The organism is Qaidamihabitans albus (genome assembly GCF_016464705.1).
Taxonomy (GTDB): domain Bacteria; phylum Actinomycetota; class Actinomycetes; order Mycobacteriales; family Pseudonocardiaceae; genus Qaidamihabitans; species Qaidamihabitans albus.
The window spans coordinates 33,027-50,171 of the sequence record NZ_JAEHOB010000027.1; the positions used below are offsets into that span (position 1 = coordinate 33,027).

Sequence of the window (17,145 nt, forward strand, 5' to 3'; positions counted from 1 at the left end):
ATGCCGGTCGGCGAGGAGCAGCCGGACCCGTCGCGTCCATCGGGCGACGGGGGGCTGACCCCGATGTTCGCGCCCCGCGGTATCGCCGTGATCGGCGCCTCGCGCACCCCCGGAAAGCTCGGCGCGACGATGGCCCGGTCACTGTCCTCGTTCGCCACCGGCGGTGGACATCTCGCGCTCGTCAACGGACGCGACGAGACGATGCACCCCTCGATCCGGGCAGCGGCCGAGGCCGGGCCGGTGGACCTGGCGGTGATCTGCGTGCCGGCGGCGGCGTGCCCGGACGTACTGTCCGAGGCCGCGGACGCCGGAGTGCGGGCCGCCGTCGTCTGCGGCGGCGGGTTCGCCGAAGCCGGTGGTGCGGGTGTCGACCATCAGCGCCAGGTCGCCAAGGTGGCCGCCGAAACCGGGATCCGGGTGCTGGGACCGAACACCAGCGGTTTCCTGGCGCCGCACGCCGGTGTCACGGCCAGCTTCGTGCCGGGCGTCGCCGGGGTCCGGCGAGGCCGGGTCGCGGTCGTGGCGGCCAGCGGCGGGGTCAACCACGCGGTGTCGTTCCTGCTGACCGAGGCCGGGCACGGAATCAGCCTCGCCGTCGGCGTCGGCAACGGTGTGGACATCACCGCACCGGATGTCCTGGACCACCTCGCCGAGGATCCCCACACGGGAGCGGTCGCGCTGCACGTGGAGTCGGTCGCCGACGGGCCCCGGCTCGTCGACGCGGTGCGGCGGCTCACGCGCGAGCGCCCGCTGGTCGCGCTCGTCGTCGGCCGCCACGATGTCGGTGCTTTCGCCGCGTCCCACACCGGCGCGCTGGCGACCTCCTGGCGCACCACACGAGCGGCGCTGGCGCAGGCGGGCGCCGTGCTCGTCGCGGACGAGCGGGAACTGGTCGACGCGGCCGGCGCGCTCGCGGTCACCCGGGCACGCCCGGCTGCCACCCCGGGGGTCGGTGTGGTGACCGCACAGGCGGGCCCGGGTCTGCTGCTGCTCGACGACCTGCGCGGTCGTCGGGAACATGTGCCCGAGCTCGCCGACGGCACCCGGCGCAGGCTCGCGGAGCTGTTGCCGCCCATGACGTTCCAGCGCAACCCTGTCGACACCGGTCGGCCCGGGCCCGAGTTCGGTGACGTCCTCACCACAGTGGCCGTTGACCCGAAGGTCGACGTGATCGCCGGGTACGCACTGCACGAGCCGGACGCCGTCGATCTCGCGGCCGCCGTGCGTCGCGGCCGGGTACCGCAGGTGCCGGTGGTGCTGGGGGTCGGTGGCAGCGGGACGAGGGTGGCCCAGGAGCGGCGCGCGCTCCTGGCCGCCGGGGTCGCCGTCGCGGCCGACGCCCGTGGGGTCGCGGCCGCGGCGGGTGCGCTGGTCGCCGACGCCCGGGCTCGTGCCCGCGACCGTGCAGAGCCCGCGCCGGTTCCTGTCCCCACCGGCATCCGCGGCGCACACGACGAGAACCAGGTGAAGGACGTGCTCGACCGGCTCGGCATCGCCACCGCCGCGAGAATGGTCTGCGGGGACCGGGCGAGCGCGCATGCGGCGCTGCGCGAGCTGGGTGGGCCGGTCGCGGTGAAGTTGCTCGACGCCGCCGTGCTCCACAAGACGGAGGTCGGCGGGGTACAGCTCGGCGTGCGGACTGCCGGAGACCTCGACGCGGCCCTGGACGCGCTCGACGCCACCGGGGCACGGCGCTACCTCGTGGAGGCGATGGCACCGTCCGGTGTGGACCTGGTGGTCGGTGCGAGGCGCGACCCGGTCTTCGGTCCGATCGTCCTGCTCGGCCTGGGCGGTACCACAGCCGAGGCACTCGCCGACGTCGCCATCCGGCTGGCGCCGCTCGGCCCGGCGCGCGCTGCCGAGATGCCCGGTGAGCTCGCGGGCAGCGTTCTGCTGGGCGGGTGGCGTGACGGTCCGGTCGCCGATCCCGAGGAGCTGGGCGGGGTGGTGAGCACGCTCGGGCACCTGCTCGTCGCCAACCCCGGCATCGACGAGATCGAAGTCAATCCGCTGCGGCTGACCCGCGACGGCTTCGTCGCGCTGGACGCCGTGATCATCCCCAGGGAGGCCGACGATGCCCAGTCCGATCAGTGACCACACCGTTGCCTGGCCGGACGCCGACGTCGAGCGGTTCGTGTCGGCAGGCTACTGGGCGGGCGTCCCGCTCGGTGACCTGCTGCGCGAGGCCGCGCAGCGCACTCCGGACGCGCCTGCCCTCATCGACGCCGGAGATGGCACCCGGCTGACGCATGCCGAGCTGACCGCACGGGCCGACGCCGCGGCCGTCCGGCTGCTCGATCTCGGACTCGCGCCAGGCCACCGGATCATCGTGCAACTGCCCAACCGGTGGGAGTTCGTCGTTCTCACGCTCGCGTGCCTGCGGATCGGCGTCGTGCCGGTGATGGCGCTGACCGCGCACCGCCGCACCGAGCTGACCTATCTTGCCCGGCACGCCGAGGCCACCGCGGTCGCCGTGCCCGACGTGCTGCGCGACTTCGACCACCAGACACTCGCGCACGACCTCGCGCCCGCCGTGGGAGAGGTGACCGGTGAGCCGTGGCATGTGCTCGTGTCCGGGGACGACGTCGCACCGGGAAGTGTGGATCTCCGGGCTCTGTGCGGGCACGGCGCCGACCCGGCGGCGGACCGTGCCCGGCTGGCCGGCATCTCACCGGGTAGCCGCGACGTCGCCGTGTTCCTGCTCTCCGGTGGTACCACCGGCCTGCCGAAACTGATCGCGCGGACCCACGACGACTACGCCTACAACGCCCGCGCGTCGGCCCGGATCGCCGGCATGGGACCGGACACCGTCTACCTGGTCGGCCTGCCTGCCGGACACAACTTTCCGCTCGCCTGCCCGGGCATCCTCGGTACGCTGCTCGCGGGCGGGCGCGTCGTCATGCTGTCCTCGCCGGAGCCCGCACGGACCTTCGCCACGATCGCGGCGGAGGGCGTCACCCACACGGCGGCCGTGCCCGCGGTGGCGGCCCGCTGGCTGGAACACGCCGGGGAACGCGGCGCACGGGAGCTCGCCGGCCTGCGGGTCCTCCAGGTCGGCGGTGCCCGCTTCGCGGACAACCTGGCGCGGAAGGTCAGGCCTGTTCTCGGGGCGACCTTGCAGCAGGTGTTCGGGATGGCCGAGGGTCTGCTGAACTTCACCCGCCTCGACGACAGCGAGGAGGTCATCTGCACCACCCAGGGGCGCCCGATGTCGCCGGACGACGAGGTGCGCCTGGTCGACGAGCTGGACGCCGACGTGCCGCCCGGAGAGCCGGGCTCGCTGCTCACCCGCGGCCCGTACACCCCGCGCGGCTACTACAGGGCCGCCAAACAGAACGCACGGGCGTTCACCGAGGACGGCTGGTACCGCTCGGGGGACATCTGCCGGATGACGCCCGAGGGCAACCTGATCGTCGAGGGCCGGGACAAGGACATGATCAACCGCGGCGGGGAGAAGATCTCCGCGGAAGAGGTCGAGAACCTCGTCTACCAGCTGCCTGCCGTGCGCCAGGTCGCCGCCGTCGCGATGCCTGATCGCGAGCTCGGCGAGCGCGTCTGCCTCTACGTCGTACCGAAGCCGGGCGCCACGGTCACGCTGGAGGACATCCGCGGCTCCATGGAGCGGATCGGCGTGGCGAAGTTCAAACTGCCCGAGCATCTCGTGCTCGTCGACGAGCTGAAGGCTACCAAGGTGGGAAAGATCGACAAGAAAGCGCTGCGCGAGGACATCGCGCAGCGGCTCTCCCCGGGCGTGACGGCATGACCGGGCGGCACGACATCACGGTGACCCTGGCATGGATGCGCGAAGGTACCGCGTATCTGCTGCGGTGGGCGGACAGGCTGGGCGACGACGCGTTCGCCGGGCCAAGCCGCCTGCCGGGGTGGACGCGGGCACACGTGCTCGGGCACGTGGCCCGCAACGCCGAAGCACTCACCCGGCTGGCCACCTGGGCCCGCACCGGCGTCGAGACACCCATGTACACCGACCGTGCCCAGCGGAACGCGGAGATCGAGGAGTCCGCGGCCACGCCACCGGCGAGCCTGCGCGGGGAACTGGTCTCCAGCGCCGAGACGCTCGATGCGGCGCTGGAGGTGCTGACCGCGGAGCAGTGGCAGGCGCAGGTGCGCAGCGCGCTCGGACGGGCCGTCCCGGCCGCGGAGATCCCGTGGATGCGCATCCGCGAGGTGTGGCTGCACGCGATCGACCTCGACGGCGGCGCATCCGTCGCCGAGCTGCCGGACGGTGTGGCCGGCCTGCTGCTGGACGACGTGACGGCGGCACTGTCGCGAAAGGACGGCTGCCCGGCCGTCACGCTCGCGCCGACCGACCGCGCCGGTACGTGGCGACTCGGCGCGGCACCGTCGGAGCGCACGATCAAGGCCCCGGCCGCGGACCTCGTGGGCTGGCTGACCGGACGGTTGCGCTCGCAGCAGTGGCCCGCGCTGCCCGCGTGGCTCTGAGCGCCCGGCGGCGCCCGGCGCCGGGTACTACGCGAGCCGGGGTGGGAAGCCGCCGGTGGAGATCGGTCCCCACCGTTCGATGTGGACGCGGACAAGCGACTTGTTCTGCCGCGCCATCGCTTCACCGTACTCGTCCCAATCGGGGTGTTCGCCGGAGACGCAGCGGAAGTACTCGACGAGACCGTCGAGGGCTTCGGGCATGTCCAGTACCTCGGCCCGCCCGTCGACCTGGACGTACGGGCCGTCCCATTCGTCGGAGAGTACGCACAGCGATACTCGCGGGTCCCGACGGACGTTGCGGGTCTTGGCCCGTTCCGGGTACGTCGAGACCACGATCCGGCCTTCGGTGTCCACACCGCAGGTGACCGGGGACATCTGCGGGCGGCCGTCGGCCCGGGTGGTGACGAGCAGGCACCGGTGACGCGATCGCAGGAACTCCAGCAGCGCCTGCTGGTCCACGCGGTCGGCTGCGGCGATGCGGGGCATGAGTTCATGGTCCTTTCCGTGAAGAGTGCCGGGGCCGGACTCGGCTTGGCGGCGAGCCGGCTACCTCGGCGTCAGCGCGGTGAGCAGTTCGTCCAGTCCGCCGAAGCGCCAGTCGAAGGCATCGGAGCTCGCCGGTGGATCCCCGACCGGTCGCCGGACGTAGGCGGTCCGCATGCCGCTTTCCTGGGCTCCGCGGAGGTCCCACGCGTGGGCGGCCACCATGAGCACGCGCTCCGGTGGACATCCGGCGGTGTCGATGGCGAGCTGGTAGACGGCCGGCGCCGGCTTGTAGGCCAGGACGGCTTCGGCGGACAAGGCCTGGTGCCAGCGCAGCCCGGCATATGCGTTGAGTCGCAGCAGTGCGGTGCGGCCTGCGTTGGAGAGCCCGAGCACGGGGAAGCGCTGCGCGAGCCGCTCGAGAGCGGCGACCGAGTCGCCCCAGGGAGGCAGGCGCTGCCCCGCTGTGGCCAGCCGGGCGATGGTCGCCGGATCGGCGAGCCCGGCATGGTCGGCCACCCGTACCGCTGCCTCTCCGTCGATGATCTCGCTGTTGACGTACGCGCGGCGTCCTTGCCCGACGCGTCGCTGCTGGAGCTCGACATGCTCCTGCCACACGGTGAGCAGCTCGTCGACAGACGCATCGTCGGACGCGGGTATCGCGTCGCGAATCTCCGCCCGAAGCCCACCGGGTTCGTCGACCATGGTTCCCAGGACGTCGAAGACGACGGCCTCGATGTCGCGGATCTGGGCCATGCGCTCTCCTGTTCGCGCTCGCGTCACCATCTCGGTAGGTGACGGATCTTGCCCCAGGTCGCGTCACCGGTCAAGATGGTGACGTGCATTTCGCGTTCGTGAGCGGCAACCCGGCCCTCGACCTGGCCGGCACCGTCGTGTCTCGTCGAGACGAGCCCATCGACCTCCTGGCCGCGCCCGCGGATCTCGAGCGGTGGGTGGCCGAATGCGACGAACTCCCCGAGCGTGCCACCGCCGACTTCGCAACCTTCGAGTCCGCGCTGTCACTGCGAGAGGCGATCTACCGACTCGCTCTCGACCGGGTGCTCGACAGGCCCTTCGATCCGGGCAGCCTCGAGATCGTCAACGACACGGCCGCCCGGCCGGTGCCCACGATCGAGCTCAGTGACGCAGGTCTGCATGTGTCGGGAGACCTCCGTGCCGTACTCTCCCAGATAGCCAGGAGCGGTATCGCCGTGCTCGCCGATCCCCACGCCTGTCTCAAGGAGTGCGGTCGCCGTGGCTGCACTCGCATCTATCTCGACCGCTCGCGCGGCGCCCGGCGCGCCTGGTGCGGGATGGACGAGTGCGGCAACCGCGTCAAGGCCGCGGCTTACCGAGCTCGCAGACGAGCTTCGACCACAGCCGGGCGTCGCGGACCCGGGTGTGCGCAAGGATGACGCCATGGCGGATGACTCCACGACGATCGAACTCAGCCGGTCCGAACTCCGGGAGGTCGCCGGTTACGCCGTGGCGTGCGCGCGGCCCGCATTGGCGATCTTCGAACGTGAACGCAATGACGATCCCCGTCCACGAGCCGCGATCGACGGTGCGCAGGCGTTCGCGGACGGAGGCGAGCGGACCAAGGCGCTCCGTGACAGCGCGTGGGCGGCACAGCGGGCGGCTCAGGAGAGCCGTGATGCGGGACTGGCCGCGGCGAACGACGCCGCGCGTGCGGCCCTCGCCGCGGCGGGTGCGGCGTTTCTCCATCCCTTGGCGAAGGCTACTCAGGTCAAGCACATCCTCGGAGCGGCCGCTCATGCCGCACGAGCGGCCGAACTGTCCGCAGGAGACGATCCCGCCGTCGGAGCCGACCACATCGCGCAGTCGCGGATCCTCGCGAATCCCGTCGTGGTGGACGTCCTGAGGCGCTACCCGGTCGCCCCGCGTGGCGGTGGGCGGGTCGGAGAACTGATCCGCCAGTTGCACGCGTCGCTCCGGTGATCCCGGCGGAAACCCTTGGGCGCCCGCGGTTCGGTGGCCGGTGGTGCTGCCCGATGAGTCCGGAGAGGATCGTCGGAGGAGTTACGCCGTTGGCGGAAAGCCGATCCGTGGCCCGTCGAGCTGTCTACCCTGGCCTGACAGCCCGGGAACCATAGGAGACGCATGGAGACCATCACCGGCACCGCAGCGGGCGTACCGTTCACGGCGCTACCCCCGGCCGGTGTCACCGACGGCCCCGCACCGTTGATCGTGACCTGGCACATGCTGGACGCGCCCCGCACGGACGCGGCGTTCGCGGCCGCGCTGCCCATGACCGGGATGCCTGCCTGGCGGGTACACCTGGGCATGCCGATGTGCGGCGCACGGATGGTCGACGGCCGCGTCGACGCCATCATGGAACTCGCCCGCAGGGACGCCCTGATGGCGTTCCTGGCCCCGTTCGTCCGCCAGGCCGCCGACGAGTTCCCGGCCGCGCTGGCCGCGCTGCGCGATCGGCTGCCGGTCGACGACGAGCCGGTCGGTGTCCTCGGCGGTTCGCTCGGCGGAGCCGTGGCACTGGAGGTGCTGACCACGGGGCGGGCCCCGGTCAAGGCGCTCGCACTGGTCAACCCGGCTGTGCGGATACGGTCCGCCATCGGGCTCGTCGAGGCCCGGTCCGGGCAGGCATACCCGTGGACCGCCGAGTCCCGCAGGACCGCCGACGAACTGGACTTCGTCGCCCGCGCCACCGACATCGCGGCACAACCGCCGCTGCTGCTCGTCAGCGGCGAACTGGACCACCCGGCGCTGCGGACGGACGCGGCTGCCCTGGTCGACACGCTACGCGAGCGGTACGCGCAACCGGACGAGGTCGAGCTGACGACTGTGCCGGACCTGGCGCACTCGCTCGCCGACGAACCCGGCCTGGAACCGGCCCCGCAACGGCCCACAGCCAAGGTGGTCGACGAGATCCTGACCCGGTGGTTCCTCCGGCAGCTCACCGCGACGTCGCGTTGATCGCCCGTCGTGAGTGAGCAACCGCGTTCTAACTCGTGTGCGCACTCACGAGAGGTGACCAGGGGCCTCCCACCTCGACGTTGACGGGCCGGCCAGGCGGTCCAGTGGTACTTGTTCTACCAGGCCGACTTGCGCCTTCTACGCTTGCTCCGCCGTGCCCGTTGCGCGCAAACGATAACTTGTTCTAGTTTTGAGGGCAGGCTTGCCGGCGTCGTCAGCGAGGAGTGCGCATGCGGGTGTACAAGGAGCTCTACGTCGGTGGCCGGTGGACCGCGCCGGCCACGGAGAGCACGATCGACGTCGTCTCGCCCCACTCCGAGCAGCTCGTGGGACGCACGCCGGAAGCCACCGCCGAAGACGTCGACGCCGCCGTGGCGGCGGCCCGCGGTGCCTTCGACGGCGGGAAGTGGCCGCGGCTGGACCCGGCCGAGCGGATCGCCGCCGTCCAGCGCTTCGCCGACGCCTACCGGGCCCGGCAGGACGAGCTCACCCAGCTGATCAGCACCGAGATGGGCGCGCCGATCTGGTTCTCCCAGGTCGGTCAGGTCGGCGCCACCGTGATGGCGCTCGACTCCTTCCTCAACGCCGCACGCAACACCGCGTGGGAGGAGCGGCGTACCGGCACCTTCGGCGGAGAGGTCGTCGTTCGCCGTGAACCGGCGGGCGTCGTCGGCATCATCACGCCCTGGAACGTTCCGCACTTCGTCACGATGGCCAAGCTCGCGCCCGCGCTGCTCGCCGGGTGCACCGTCGTGCTCAAGCCGCCGCCGGAGTCCCCGCTCTCCGGCCTGGTCCTCGCCGAGATCCTCGACGAGGCCGGCCTGCCGGACGGCGTGGTCAGCGTGCTGCCCGCGGGTCGTGAGGTCGGCGCGCACCTCGTCACGCACCCGGGAGTCGACAAGATCTCCTTCACCGGGTCCACGGCGGCAGGCAGGCACATCGCGTCGCTGTGCGGTCAGGACCTGCGCCGCGTCACGCTCGAACTGGGCGGCAAGTCGGCGGCGATAGTCCTCGATGATGCCGACCTCGCCCAGACCGTCGAACGCCTCCAGCTGGCGTCGCTGATGAACAGCGGGCAGGCCTGCATCGCACAGACCCGCATCCTCGCCTCGCGGAAGCGCCACGACGAGGTGGTCGACGCGCTGGCGGGAATGGTCGGCGCGCTGACCATCGGTGACCCGCTGGACTACGGCAACTTCATCGGCCCGCTGGTTGCGCGCCGCCAGCAGGAGCGGGTCGAGGGATACATCCGCATCGGCCAGGAAGAGGGCGGAAAGGTCGCGGTCGGCGGTCCCGGCAGGCCCGAAGGGCTGGACACCGGCTGGTATGTCAGGCCGACGGTCTTCGCCGGCGTCGACAACTCCGCGCGGATCGCTCAGGAGGAGATCTTCGGGCCGGTGCTGGCGGTGATCCCCTACGAGGACGAGGAGGACGCCGTTCGGATCGCGAACGACTCCGACTACGGTCTCGCCGGTTCGGTGTGGACCTCCGATGTGGACCACGGCCTCGACGTGGCCAGGCGGGTCCGTACCGGCACGCTCGGCATCAATCAGTACCTGCTCGAATTCAATGCCCCGTTCGGCGGCTTCAAGGCCAGTGGCATCGGGCGCGAGTTCGGTCCCGAGGGTATCGACGGCTACGTCGAGCTCAAGTCCGTCGCCCTGCCGATCGGATGAACCGCACCCGGTCCATGGCGGGCAAGGTCGCCGTCGTCACGGGAGGCGGCCGTGGCATCGGTGCCGCGACCGCCGCCGCGCTCGTGCGGGCCGGTGCCCGGGTCGCGGTCGCCGACCTCGACCTCGCCGCCGCAAGGAACGTCGCGGACCGCGCGGGCCCGGCGGCCACCGCCTTCCGGCTGGACGTCACGGACCGGCCCGGGTTCACCGCGTGTCTCGACGACGTCGAGCAGCGGCTCGGCCCGCTGGAGGTGCTGGTCAACAACGCGGGGATCATGCCACTCGCCCGGGCCGAGGCCGAGATGGACGAGGCCACGGCGCGGGTGCTCGTCGTGAACCTGCACGGCGTCATCCACGGCAGCCGCGAGGCGGTGCGGCGGATGAGACCGCGCGGCAGTGGACATGTCGTCAACGTCGCATCGGTGGCCGCGAAGATCGCTTTCCCGGGCGGCGCGACCTACGCGGCGGCGAAGGCGGGCGTGCTGAACTTCTCCGACGCGCTCAGGGCCGAGCTGCGCGGCACCGGCATCGACGTCTCGTGCGTCCTCCCGGGGATCGTGGCGACCGAGCTGGCGAACGGCATCGTGGTCAAGGGGGTCACGCCGATCACCCCGGAGGATGCCGCGGCCGCGATCGTCGGGGTCCTCCACCGCCCGAGGTTCGAGGTGTACGTGCCGAAGTCGATCGGCCCGGCACTGCGCCTCGGCGCACTGGCCGGACGGCGCTTCGGGGAGTGGATGCAGCACGCACTGAGGGCGGACACCCCCATGCTCGACGCGATCGGCTCGGCCGAGCGCGCGGCCTACGAGGAGCGTGCCGCGTCGTCCCGGAAGGGAGCGTCGTGACCGAAGGCGCGAGTCTGAGCGCTCCGTACACTCTCGAGTTCCCGTTCGAGCGGACCGTGGGGCCCAAGATCGGCACGTTCTTCGCCGGTCTCAAGGAGAGGCGGCTCTTCGGGGCCCGGGCGGAGCGCGGTGTCGTGTGCCCGCCCCTGGAGTTCGACCCGGACACCGGGGCGGAGACGGGTGAGCTGGTGGAGCTGGCGCCTGCGGGGACGGTCGCTACCTGGACCTGGGCGCGGTCACGGGCCGGTGACCCGGTGGCGCGCGACTTCGCCTGGGCGCTCGTCGCGATCGACGGCACCGCCGGTTCGTTCTTCCATGCGGTCGACGTGGGCGGTGACCCGTCGCGGATGCAGGTGGGAATGCGCGTGCGCGTGCGGTGGCGTGGCGACCGGGTCGGCGACCTGCGTGACATCGAGTGTTTCGAGGTGGCGCCGTGAGGGAGCCTGCGAGCGAACCATCGGTGCTGAGAGAGCCTGCGAGCGAACCATCGGTGCTGAGGGAGCCTGCGAGCGAACCATCGGCACCGACCCTGCCCGAGCCGCTCACCACCATGGCCAGTCCTTTCCGGATGGACTACACCTACGTGGCGGGCACGGGACGTTCGGTGTTCCTCCGGGGGCTGGCCGAGGGCCGCATGCTCGCGCGCCGCTGCCCGGCCTGCGCACAGGTCTACCTGCCGCCGCCCGAGTTCTGTTCCCGCTGTCTGAGCCGGCTGGACGAGCCGTTCGAACTCGACGGGCGGGGCGTGATCTCCACCTTCTGCGTCGTGAGCTTCCCTTTCCCGGGCCAGGTCCACGAGCCGCCGTACGTGGTGGCGCACATCCAGGTCGAGGGCAGCGGGACACGGCTGATGCACCTGGTCCGCGAGGTCGATCCCGCCGACGTGCGGATCGGCATGGAGGTCGAACCGGTGTGGGCCGGCGAGGACGAACGGGAGAACTCCTTGACGAGCATCCGCCACTACCGGCCGGCCGGGGACGAGTATGCGTGACGTCGCCGTGGTGTCGTTCGCGCAGTCGCCGTGCGAGGCGGCCAACCGGCGCGACGACATGGCCGGCATCCTGCTGCCGGTGATCCGCGAGGCGCTGGGCGCGGTGGGGGTGGACCGGGACGACGTCGACTTCTTCGCCTCGGGCAGCCATGACTTCTTCGAGGGGCGCACCTTCGCCTACATCGAGTCGCTGGATGCGGTCGGCGCGTGGCCGCCGGTCTCCGAGTCGCACGTCGAGATGGACGCCGCGTGGGCCTTCGCCGAGGCGTGGTCGTGGCTTCAGCTCGGCGAGGGCGACATCGCGCTGGTGTACGGCATCGGCCGCGGTTCGCTGGCCGCCGACCTGGACCAGGTGCTGCCCGCGCAGCTGGACCCGTACTTCCTCGCGCCGCTGCGCCCGCATCGCGACGCCCTCGCGGGCCTGCAGGCGGCCGCGATGATCGACGCCGGGCTCACCAGCGAACGCGACCTCGCCGAGATCGTGGTGCGCTCCCTGTCCGCGGCGACGGGGAACCCGTACGCCCAGAAGTCGGGTCACCTCGGTGTCGACCAGGTTCTCGACGCGCCCTACGTCAGTACGCCGTTGCGGGAGCACGACGTCGCCCCCGTGGGCGACGCGGCGGCGGTGGTCGTGCTCGCCGCCGGCGACGCCGCTCGCCGGCTCGGTGACCGCCAGGCATGGGTGCGTGGTCTCGACCACCGGATGGACACGCACTATCCGGGCGTGCGGAACCTGACCCGCTCGGAGTCGACCCGCGTGGCCGCCGCGCGGGCCGCCGAGCTCGCCGGGTTCGGCGCTTCCGAGGTGGACATAGCGGAGTTGCACACCGAGTACAGCCACGCCGAGCCGCTGCTGGCCTCGGCGCTCGGGCTCGAGCGGACGGTGGTCAACCCCTCCGGCGGGCCACTGGCCGGCCGCCCGGTCACCGCCACGGGCCTGGTGCGCATCGGTGAGGCGGCGCGGCGGATTCTCGACGGCCGGGCGGGGCGGGCCCTCGCCCACGCCACCAACGGCCCCGCGCTGCAACACAACCTGGTGTGCCTGATGTCCGGGGAGGCTGCCGCATGACGAAGGCACTCGCGGTCGTCGGAATCGGCCAGAGCAGGCAGGCCAAGCGCCGGGAGGTGACCATCGGCGCGATGGTCCGCGAGGCGGTGCGGGGTGCGCTGGAGGACGCCGAGCTGACCTTCGCCGACATCGACACCGTCGTGCTGAGCAAAACCCCCGACCTCTTCGACGGGGTCATGAACCCGGAGCTGTACCTGGCCGACGCGATGGGCTCGGTCGGCCTGCCGGTGACGCGCGTGTTCACCGGCGGCAGTGTCGGCGGCCATGCCGCGATCTACGGTGCCCACCTGGTCGCCGCCGGGCTGGCGCGCCGCGTGCTCGTGGTCGCGTACTCGAAGGAGTCCGAGGGCAACTTCACGTGGGCGCTGTCCCGCCCGCTGCCGTTCAGCGCGCAGCTGGGCGCGGGTGCGGGCGGGCACTTCGCTCCGGTGATCCGGGAGTACATCCGGCGGTCGGGTGCGCCCGAGCACATCGGCTGGAAGGTGGCGGTGAACCACCGGCTCAACGCCACGCGCAACCCCTACGCGCACATCCAGCGTCCGGACATCACCGTCGACGAGGTGCGGAACTCCCCGATGCTGTGGGACCCGATCCGCTTCCTGGAGTCCTGCCCGTCCTCCGACGGGTCCTGCGCCGTCGTCATCACGAGTGAGGAACACGTGCCGCGCACCGACCGCCGGCCCGCGTGGATCCACGGCATGTCCTGGCGCACCGAGACCGGGCACTTCGCGGGGCGGGACGAGGTGAACCCGCAGGCCGGGCGGGACTGTGCCCGCGACGTCTACCGCCAGGCCGGTATCGCCGACCCGGCCGGTGAACTCGACGTCGTGGAGCTCTACATCCCCTACAGCTGGTACGAGCCGATGTGGCTGGAGAACATCGGGCTCGCCGAGGAACACCGGGGCTGGCGGCTCGTCGAGGACGACCGCACCGCCTTCGGGGGTCACCTGCCGGTCAATCCCTCAGGAGGTGTGCTCTCCGGCAACCCGACCGGCGCCACGGGGCTGTTGCGGTTCGCCGAGGCGGCCCTGCAGGTACGCGGGATGGCGGGCGAGCACCAGGTTCAGGAGGCGCGGCGCGCGGTCGGTCACGCCATGGGCGGGGCCTCGCAGTTCCACGCGCTGTGGGTGGTCGGCAGCGAGAAACCGGCGGTGGCGGCATGAAGGCGTTCGTCGCCGGAGTCGGGATGACACCGTTCACGAAGATCGGCTCCGAGGTCACCTACCCGGCCCTCGTGGAGGACGCCGTGCACGCCGCCCTCACCGACGCCGGCATCGGGTACCCGCGGGTCCAGCGCGCCGCGGTCGGGTACGTGTTCCAGCCGTCCGCGGCCGGCCAGCGTGCGCTGTACGACGTCGGGCTCACCGGCATCCCGATGGTGAACGTGAACAACAACTGCGCCACCGGATCGACCGCGCTCGTGCTCGCCCGCGAGTGGGTCCGGAGTGGACTCTGTGATGTCGCGCTCGCCGTCGGATTCGAGCAGATGACCAAGGACGCGATGACGGGCGGTTCGGCGAAGGTCACCACGGTCGACCGGCACCTCGGCGTCATGGTGCCGGCCCACGGCTGGGCGCAGGACGCCCCGGTGACCGCCCAGTTCTTCGGGAATGCGGCGCGCGAGCACATGGACCGCTACGGCACCACGGCGGAGGACCTGGCGAGCGTGGCGGTGAAGAACCACGAGCACTCCACGCGCAACCCCCTCGCGCAGTTCCAGCGGCCCTACACCGTGGACGAGGTACTCGGCGACAGGCCCGTCCACGGACCGCTGACGCGTTCGCAGTGCTCCCCGATGTCCGACGGGGCCGCCGCCGCGGTCGTGGTCAGCGAGCGGTTCGTCGAAGAGCACGACCTGGCGGGCCACGCTGTCGAGATCGTCGCGCAGAGTCTCGTCACCGACACCCCGGAGGCATTCCGGTCCGGCTCGATGATCGACGTGATCGGCGCGCCCATGACCCGCAGGGCCACCAGGGAGGTCCTCGACGCGGCCGAGGCGGTGGTCGACGACCTCGACGTGCTGGAGTTGCACGACTGCTTCTCCGTCAACGAGATCGTCACGTACGAGTCGATGGGCCTGTGCGCCGAGGGGGAGGGCGGCGAGCTGGCCCGCTCCGGCGCCACGACCTACGGCGGCCGCTGGGTGGTCAACCCGTCGGGCGGGCTCATCTCGAAGGGACACCCGCTGGGCGCCACCGGGATCGCCCAGTGCGCCGAACTCACCTGGCAGCTCCGCGGCGGCGCCGGCGAACGTCAGGTGCCCGGCGCCCGACTCGGACTCGCGCACAACCTGGGGCTGGGCGGCGCCTGCGTCGTCACGCTTTACCGCGCCCCGCAGGACGGGAGGGAACTCGCATGACCATGGACATGAGGCAGCCGAACCACCTGGGCCACCTGATCATCTCGGCCCTGCATCGCCATCGGGACAAGCCGGTGCTGGTGCTGGGGGAGACCACCCTGACCGGACAGCAGACCGCCGAGCGGGTCAGCCAGTACGCGAAGGCCTTCGAGGCGCTCGGCGCGGGCACCGGCGCCTCGACGGCGCTGCTGTCCCTCAACCGGCCCGAGGTGCTGCTGATCATCGGCGCGGGCCAGGTGCTCGGCTCGCGACGCACCGCGCTACACCCGCTCGGATCGCTGGACGACCACGCCTACGTTCTGGACGACGCCGGGATCTCCACCCTGATCATCGATCCGGTGCCGTCGTTCGTGGAGCGGGCGCGCGCACTGCTGGAGAAGGTGCCAGGGCTCAAGCAGATCCTCACCATCGGCCCGGTCCCCGAGGCCCTGGCGGGTACCGGCGCGCAGGACCTGGCCGCGGTGGCGGAGACCTTCGAGCCCGGACCGCTGCGGGCGGCCGATCTCGCACCCGACCACATCGTCTCGATCACCTACACGGGCGGCACCACCGGTAAGCCGAAGGGTGTCATCGGAACCGCCCAGACGATGACCACCATGACCCAGATCCAGCTGGCCGAGTGGGAATGGCCGCAGGCGCCGAAGTTCCTGGTGTGCACGCCGCTGTCACACGCGGGCGCGGCGTTCTTCGCGCCCACCCTGATCAAGGGCGGCTCACTGGTCGTGCTGCCGCGGTTCGACCCGGCCGAGGTGCTGCGCACGATCGAGGAGGAGCGCATCACGGCGACCATGCTGGTGCCCACGATGCTGTACGCGCTCATGGACCACCCGGACTCGCGCACGCGTGACCTGTCGTCCCTGGAAACGGTGTACTACGGTGCCGCGGCCATCAATCCGGTCCGGCTGAGGGAGGCGATCGAGCGGTTCGGGCCGATCTTCGCGCAGTACTTCGGGCAGTCCGAGGCTCCGATGGCGATCAGCTACCTGGCCAAGAACGAGCACGACGAGGCGCGCCTGTCCTCGTGCGGCCGCCCTTCGGCTTTCGTGCGGACGGCGCTGCTCGACGAGGACGGCAAGGAGGTGCGGCCCGGCGAGCCGGGCGAGATCTGCGTGGCCGGCCCGCTGCTCGCGGGCGGGTACTGGAACAAGCCGGAGGCGACGGCGGAGGCGTTCCGGGACGGCTGGCTGCACACCGGTGACGTCGCCCGGCAGGACGAGGACGGCTTCCTGTTCATCGTCGACCGCGTCAAGGACATGATCGTCACAGGCGGGTTCAACGTCTTCCCCCGTGAGGTGGAGGATGTCGTCGCCACGCACCCTGCCGTCGCGCAGGTCGGCGTCATCGGCACCCCGGACGACAAGTGGGGGGAGGCCGTGACGGCGGTGGTCGTGCTCCGCGAAGGCCACCCGGCTGATGAGGAGTCGATCGCGAAGCTCACCGAGGAGATCACCGCGTCGGTGAAGGAACGCAAGGGGTCGGTACAGGCCCCCAAGCACGTCGTCGTCGCGGACTCGTTGCCGTTGACCGCCCTGGGCAAGCCGGACAAGAAGGCGCTGCGCGAGACCCTGAGGAGTTCGTGACCGGCCGCCGCTACAGCAGTTCCGACGAGGTGACCGGTGGAAGCCGGCGGAGGCGGTCCAGCAGGGGATCGATGTCCATGTCGGTGGCCATGATGGTGCACACCATGCTGCTTTCCGTGACGCCGTCCCGGATGTCCACGGTCAGGTCGTGCACCTTGCAGTCACCCTGGCGCAGTGTCGAGGACAGCGTGAGCAGCCCCTCGACCCCACCGGTGAAGTAGGTGGCGATCCGGCGGCGCACAGGAAACGACGACCGGGCCGCGGGGATGCGATACGACGAGGAACCGATATCGAGGGACATGGTGAATCTCCAGCTCGAGGACCGAAAAGGATCCGGGCCAGGTCCCGAGACGAGTTCCACGTGTCCGCGGTCGGCGACGCTGCGCGCCGGCGACCTGGGTTCAGCCGACGCGCCTCACTACTACGTCTCGCTTCGACGTCACAGGCGGCTGCATGGCTGGGAGGGTAGCAGAAGGATGTTCGTCCTGGAGATAGCCGCAGTCGGCCCCTCAGTACAGGATGCGTTGGACCAGCAGCCCGGAGCGCGGTCGCGACCTGGTCGGTAGTGAGGTCGGCCTTTCGCGCCGGAACCGGTAGACCTCCGGGGCCAGGGGGTCAACAGGATGTCGGCGAGCACATCCGGTGCCGGCCGGACAGCACAGCTAGGGCGTCGGTTCACGGCCAGGGTGTCAGGCCGGGGCGTGTCGAGGGTGGGGCCGTTGTGCT

The 17,145-nt window shown here is 71.5% G+C and carries 17 protein-coding genes; 14 read left to right on the plus strand and 3 right to left on the minus strand.

The annotated features are described in order from the left end of the window. Genes JAP66_RS30375 through JAP66_RS30385 form a run of 3 tightly spaced genes read left to right on the plus strand, consistent with a single transcriptional unit; the run spans nt 1 to nt 4,461 of the window. The gene (locus JAP66_RS30375; protein WP_199435327.1) at nt 1-2,094 is read left to right on the plus strand and encodes an acetate--CoA ligase family protein; all 2,094 of its coding nucleotides are present in this window, start codon (nt 1-3) and stop codon (nt 2,092-2,094) included. After that, a complete protein-coding gene (locus JAP66_RS30380; RefSeq protein ID WP_199435311.1) occupies nt 2,075-3,763 on the plus strand; it encodes a (2,3-dihydroxybenzoyl)adenylate synthase in 1,689 nt (562 codons plus the stop codon). The genes JAP66_RS30375 and JAP66_RS30380 overlap by 20 nt, the downstream gene beginning before the upstream one ends. Further along, nucleotides 3,760-4,461 (plus strand): maleylpyruvate isomerase family mycothiol-dependent enzyme, encoded by a 702-nt coding sequence (locus JAP66_RS30385; RefSeq protein ID WP_199435312.1) that lies wholly within the window; start codon nt 3,760-3,762, stop codon nt 4,459-4,461. Before JAP66_RS30380 ends, JAP66_RS30385 begins: the two co-directional genes overlap by 4 nt. A 27-nt stretch (nt 4,462-4,488) precedes the next feature. Here JAP66_RS30385 and JAP66_RS30390 read toward each other — a convergent pair whose 3' ends face one another. Together JAP66_RS30390 and JAP66_RS30395 are read right to left on the minus strand one after the other, a co-directional pair. After that, nucleotides 4,489-4,947: a PPOX class F420-dependent oxidoreductase gene (locus tag JAP66_RS30390; protein WP_199435313.1), complete on the minus strand. Its 459-nt coding sequence runs from the start codon at nt 4,945-4,947 to the stop codon at nt 4,489-4,491. Nucleotides 4,948-5,007: 60 nt separating this feature from the next. Next, the gene (locus tag JAP66_RS30395) at nt 5,008-5,700 is read right to left on the minus strand and encodes a haloacid dehalogenase type II (RefSeq protein WP_199435314.1); all 693 of its coding nucleotides are present in this window, start codon (nt 5,698-5,700) and stop codon (nt 5,008-5,010) included. A gap of 83 nt (nt 5,701-5,783) precedes the next feature. Here JAP66_RS30395 and JAP66_RS30400 point away from each other — a divergent pair, with 83 nt between their 5' ends. The 11 genes from JAP66_RS30400 (at nt 5,784) to fadD8 (ending at nt 16,419) form a co-directional block, all read left to right on the plus strand. Next, nucleotides 5,784-6,359, plus strand: a complete 576-nt coding sequence (locus JAP66_RS30400) for a CGNR zinc finger domain-containing protein (protein ID WP_307849784.1) — start codon at nt 5,784-5,786, stop codon at nt 6,357-6,359. A 4-nt stretch (nt 6,360-6,363) separates the two neighbouring features. Next, nucleotides 6,364-6,903, plus strand: a complete 540-nt coding sequence (locus JAP66_RS30405) for a putative immunity protein (protein WP_199435315.1) — start codon at nt 6,364-6,366, stop codon at nt 6,901-6,903. Nucleotides 6,904-7,065: 162 nt separating this feature from the next. Next, entirely contained in the window at nt 7,066-7,899 is an 834-nt protein-coding gene (locus JAP66_RS30410) for a prolyl oligopeptidase family serine peptidase (RefSeq protein WP_199435316.1), read from the plus strand. 230 nt (nt 7,900-8,129) lie between these two features. Then, nucleotides 8,130-9,575 carry an aldehyde dehydrogenase gene (locus tag JAP66_RS30415; RefSeq protein WP_199435317.1) on the plus strand — a complete coding sequence of 482 codons (1,446 nt, stop codon included), beginning with the start codon at nt 8,130-8,132 and terminating at the stop codon, nt 9,573-9,575. Continuing rightward, nucleotides 9,572-10,420 carry an SDR family NAD(P)-dependent oxidoreductase gene (locus tag JAP66_RS30420; protein ID WP_199435318.1) on the plus strand — a complete coding sequence of 283 codons (849 nt, stop codon included), beginning with the start codon at nt 9,572-9,574 and terminating at the stop codon, nt 10,418-10,420. Before JAP66_RS30415 ends, JAP66_RS30420 begins: the two co-directional genes overlap by 4 nt. Then, on the plus strand, nt 10,417-10,857 hold the full coding sequence (locus tag JAP66_RS30425) for a Zn-ribbon domain-containing OB-fold protein (RefSeq protein ID WP_199435319.1): 441 nt from the start codon (nt 10,417-10,419) through the stop codon (nt 10,855-10,857). The genes JAP66_RS30420 and JAP66_RS30425 overlap by 4 nt, the downstream gene beginning before the upstream one ends. Before the next feature lie 113 nt (nt 10,858-10,970). Beyond that, a complete protein-coding gene (locus tag JAP66_RS30430; RefSeq protein WP_199435320.1) occupies nt 10,971-11,411 on the plus strand; it encodes a Zn-ribbon domain-containing OB-fold protein in 441 nt (146 codons plus the stop codon). Beyond that, nucleotides 11,404-12,480, plus strand: coding sequence for a thiolase family protein (locus JAP66_RS30435; protein WP_199435321.1), 1,077 nt, complete (start codon nt 11,404-11,406; stop codon nt 12,478-12,480). The genes JAP66_RS30430 and JAP66_RS30435 overlap by 8 nt, the downstream gene beginning before the upstream one ends. Further along, complete coding sequence (locus JAP66_RS30440; RefSeq protein WP_199435322.1) at nt 12,477-13,643, plus strand: thiolase family protein; 1,167 nt, start codon at nt 12,477-12,479, stop codon at nt 13,641-13,643. Before JAP66_RS30435 ends, JAP66_RS30440 begins: the two co-directional genes overlap by 4 nt. Beyond that, nucleotides 13,640-14,839 (plus strand): thiolase C-terminal domain-containing protein, encoded by a 1,200-nt coding sequence (locus JAP66_RS30445; protein WP_199435323.1) that lies wholly within the window; start codon nt 13,640-13,642, stop codon nt 14,837-14,839. Before JAP66_RS30440 ends, JAP66_RS30445 begins: the two co-directional genes overlap by 4 nt. Beyond that, on the plus strand, nt 14,836-16,419 hold the full coding sequence (fadD8, locus tag JAP66_RS30450; protein ID WP_235999758.1) for a fatty-acid--CoA ligase FadD8: 1,584 nt from the start codon (nt 14,836-14,838) through the stop codon (nt 16,417-16,419). The genes JAP66_RS30445 and fadD8 overlap by 4 nt, the downstream gene beginning before the upstream one ends. Before the next feature lie 10 nt (nt 16,420-16,429). Here fadD8 and JAP66_RS30455 read toward each other — a convergent pair whose 3' ends face one another. After that, the gene (locus tag JAP66_RS30455) at nt 16,430-16,720 is read right to left on the minus strand and encodes a hypothetical protein (RefSeq protein WP_199435324.1); all 291 of its coding nucleotides are present in this window, start codon (nt 16,718-16,720) and stop codon (nt 16,430-16,432) included. Between the last annotated feature and the right edge of the window lie 425 nt (nt 16,721-17,145).

What these genes read in the sequence shown, in the direction of transcription:
- JAP66_RS30420 (WP_199435318.1), top strand. Translation starts at nt 9,572, where the DNA reads ATGAACCGCACCCGGTCCATGGCGGGCAAGGTCGCCGTCGTCACGGGA.
- fadD8 (WP_235999758.1), top strand. Translation starts at nt 14,836, where the DNA reads ATGACCATGGACATGAGGCAGCCGAACCACCTGGGCCACCTGATCATC.
- JAP66_RS30375 (WP_199435327.1), top strand. Translation starts at nt 1, where the DNA reads ATGCCGGTCGGCGAGGAGCAGCCGGACCCGTCGCGTCCATCGGGCGAC.
- JAP66_RS30405 (WP_199435315.1), top strand. Translation starts at nt 6,364, where the DNA reads ATGGCGGATGACTCCACGACGATCGAACTCAGCCGGTCCGAACTCCGG.
- JAP66_RS30410 (WP_199435316.1), top strand. Translation starts at nt 7,066, where the DNA reads ATGGAGACCATCACCGGCACCGCAGCGGGCGTACCGTTCACGGCGCTA.
- JAP66_RS30390 (WP_199435313.1), bottom strand. Translation starts at nt 4,947, where the DNA reads ATGCCCCGCATCGCCGCAGCCGACCGCGTGGACCAGCAGGCGCTGCTG.
- JAP66_RS30440 (WP_199435322.1), top strand. Translation starts at nt 12,477, where the DNA reads ATGACGAAGGCACTCGCGGTCGTCGGAATCGGCCAGAGCAGGCAGGCC.
- JAP66_RS30430 (WP_199435320.1), top strand. Translation starts at nt 10,971, where the DNA reads ATGGCCAGTCCTTTCCGGATGGACTACACCTACGTGGCGGGCACGGGA.
- JAP66_RS30435 (WP_199435321.1), top strand. Translation starts at nt 11,404, where the DNA reads ATGCGTGACGTCGCCGTGGTGTCGTTCGCGCAGTCGCCGTGCGAGGCG.
- JAP66_RS30395 (WP_199435314.1), bottom strand. Translation starts at nt 5,700, where the DNA reads ATGGCCCAGATCCGCGACATCGAGGCCGTCGTCTTCGACGTCCTGGGA.
- JAP66_RS30415 (WP_199435317.1), top strand. Translation starts at nt 8,130, where the DNA reads ATGCGGGTGTACAAGGAGCTCTACGTCGGTGGCCGGTGGACCGCGCCG.
- JAP66_RS30445 (WP_199435323.1), top strand. Translation starts at nt 13,640, where the DNA reads ATGAAGGCGTTCGTCGCCGGAGTCGGGATGACACCGTTCACGAAGATC.
- JAP66_RS30455 (WP_199435324.1), bottom strand. Translation starts at nt 16,720, where the DNA reads ATGTCCCTCGATATCGGTTCCTCGTCGTATCGCATCCCCGCGGCCCGG.
- JAP66_RS30380 (WP_199435311.1), top strand. Translation starts at nt 2,075, where the DNA reads ATGCCCAGTCCGATCAGTGACCACACCGTTGCCTGGCCGGACGCCGAC.
- JAP66_RS30385 (WP_199435312.1), top strand. Translation starts at nt 3,760, where the DNA reads ATGACCGGGCGGCACGACATCACGGTGACCCTGGCATGGATGCGCGAA.